Genomic DNA, 2,482 nt, shown 5'->3' on the forward strand with positions numbered 1-2,482 from the left:
TAATCGACCTGGGACTTTCTATCTGTACAGTAACACTTCTCAAAAGAGAATGGTGGTCGATACTGGGCTCGAACCAGTGACCCCCTCCTTGTAAGGGAGGTGCTCTCCCAGCTGAGCTAATCGACCTCGCTGTGTGGGGCCGTATTATAGGGAGGAACGATTTACTGTCAACGCTTTTTTGGATTAAAACAAGAGTGCGGCGTAATTTTACACGGATTGATGCATTGTCACTCAACACCTTGTTGGTTTGGTGTATTTTTATCCGGCAATAAACGCGCGCAGGGTAATAATGCAACAATTACTATCTGCAATCAGCTTATCATTACATTTATCACGCACTAATAGAGCATGGTAATTTCCCTAATCCTATTTGGCTGTTAGAATATGCGCCACATTCATTGGTACAGTCTATTATTTAGACTTTCTATATAGGTTAGTGTCCCATTATGACAACTAAGACGCGTTTTGCTCCAAGTCCTACTGGTTTTTTGCATGTCGGTGGCGCTCGTACAGCGCTTTATTCATGGTTATATGCTCGTGCAAATCAAGGTGAGTTCGTTTTACGAGTAGAAGATACCGATATTGAGCGTTCGACTCCTGAAGCATGCGAAGCCATTCTAGAAGGAATGCAGTGGTTAGGTCTGAATTGGGATGAAGGGCCTTATTACCAAACCAAGCGTTTTGATCGCTACAATGAAATTATTGCTCAGATGTTAGAGCAGGGCACAGCTTATAAGTGTTATTGCTCACGTGAGCGCATAGAAACTATGCGTGAGGAACAGGCGGCTAAAGGTGAACAACAGAAGTATGATGGTTGTTGTCGAGATAAAGCCCCCCGCGATACAGATGAGCCTTTTGTTATTCGTTTCAAAAACCCTACAGAGGGTAGCGTAGTATTTGATGACCACGTTCGTGGTCGTATCGAAATTTCTAATGACCTTCTGGATGATTTGATCATTGCACGTACTGAAGGTACGCCGACTTATAACTTCTGTGTCGTTGTTGATGATTGGGATATGGGGATCACTTGTGTGGTACGCGGTGAAGACCATATCAATAATACACCACGCCAAATCAACATACTGAAAGCGTTGGGTGCACCAATACCTGAATATGCTCACGTTGCTATGATCTTAGGTGATGATGGGGCTAAGCTTTCTAAGCGTCATGGTGCAGTCGGTGTTATGCAGTATCGTGATGATGGCTACTTGCCTGAGGCGCTACTTAACTATCTCGTTCGTCTTGGCTGGTCTCATGGTGATCAAGAAGTGTTCTCTATAGATGAGATGAAGCAGCTATTTAAACTTGATGATATCAATAAAGCGGCTTCAGCATTCAATACCGAAAAACTGAACTGGCTGAACCAACACTATATAAAGGAACTGGATCCTGAGTATGTTGCTAAACATTTAGAATGGCACATGGCAGATCAAAAAATTGATACGAGTAATGGTCCTGCTTTATCAGCAGTCGTCACAGCTTTATCTGAGCGCGCTAAAACGTTAAAAGAGCTGGCGGCTTCCAGTCGTTATTTCTATGAAGACTTTGAAGAGTTCGACGCTACTGCAGCAAAAAAACACCTTAGAGGTGTTGCTATGGAACCCCTTGAGTTAGTTCAGAAGAAATTAGCTGAACTTAGTGAGTGGACTTTAGAAGGTATTCATCAAGCAATTGAAGATACCGCTGCTGAATTAGAGGTAGGTATGGGCAAAGTCGGTATGCCTTTACGTGTAGCTGTTACCGGGGCCGGTATGTCTCCTGCTGTAGATTTAACCTTATTCTTGGTTGGAAAGACCCGTTGTGAGCAAAGAACCTCCAAAGCGATTGAATTTGTAGCAAATAGAATAAATTCCTAAAAAACGAGTTGACACTTTTGGGTGTGCTGCATAGAATGCGCCACGCACTTGAGACACAACGAAGCAAAAGCTTAGTAGCGTACTCAAAAGTGTTTTGTTAGTGAGGGGCCTTAGCTCAGCTGGGAGAGCGCAACACTGGCAGTGTTGAGGTCAGCGGTTCGATCCCGCTAGGCTCCACCATCTAACGACTCTTCTTAGTAGAGTTTAAACAATAAGAACCTACCCCAATGTCTAGTGGGAATCAGTAGGTAAGTTCGAATCCTTAGCCTTTGGATTTAGAATTATAGACAACTCTTTATTTGTAGAGTCTAAAGAATGAATGTCCGGGTCCCCATCGTCTAGAGGCCTAGGACACCGCCCTTTCACGGCGGTAACAGGGGTTCGAATCCCCTTGGGGATACCACTATTTATAATGATTAGACTTCGGTCTGGTTGTTCAAGCGTTAAGTTTTAGCCTACAAAACTTAATGAGTATTCACTCTTTGCAGAGTCTAATGCAGTCCGGGTCCCCATCGTCTAGAGGCCTAGGACACCGCCCTTTCACGGCGGTAACAGGGGTTCGAATCCCCTTGGGGATACCACTATTTATAATGATTAGACTTCGGTCTGGTTGTTCAAGCGTTAAG

1 protein-coding gene and 4 tRNA genes are annotated in these 2,482 nt (G+C 44.0%); 4 read left to right on the forward strand and 1 reads right to left on the reverse strand.

Annotation, left to right across the window (positions count from 1 at the left end; all coding sequences use genetic code 11):
* Positions 1-50 precede the first annotated feature (50 nt).
* Positions 51-126: transfer RNA gene (locus EKG38_RS24615), tRNA-Val, on the reverse strand.
* A gap of 320 nt (positions 127-446) precedes the next feature.
* On the opposite strand from EKG38_RS24615, the gene gltX reads away from it, so the two are divergent.
* The 4 genes from gltX to EKG38_RS24635 all read left to right on the forward strand — a co-directional run bounded on the left by gltX (position 447) and on the right by EKG38_RS24635 (position 2,437).
* Positions 447-1,856, forward strand: a complete 1,410-nt coding sequence (gene gltX / locus EKG38_RS24620; protein ID WP_126523517.1) for a glutamate--tRNA ligase — start codon at positions 447-449, stop codon at positions 1,854-1,856.
* A gap of 104 nt (positions 1,857-1,960) precedes the next feature.
* A tRNA-Ala gene (locus tag EKG38_RS24625) sits at positions 1,961-2,036 on the forward strand.
* A gap of 147 nt (positions 2,037-2,183) precedes the next feature.
* Positions 2,184-2,259 (forward strand) — tRNA-Glu (locus tag EKG38_RS24630).
* 102 nt (positions 2,260-2,361) lie between these two features.
* Positions 2,362-2,437 (forward strand) — tRNA-Glu (locus EKG38_RS24635).
* Positions 2,438-2,482 lie beyond the last annotated feature (45 nt).

Origin of the sequence: Shewanella canadensis, from assembly GCF_003966225.1 — a bacterium.
Classification (GTDB): Bacteria; Pseudomonadota; Gammaproteobacteria; order Enterobacterales; family Shewanellaceae; genus Shewanella; species Shewanella canadensis.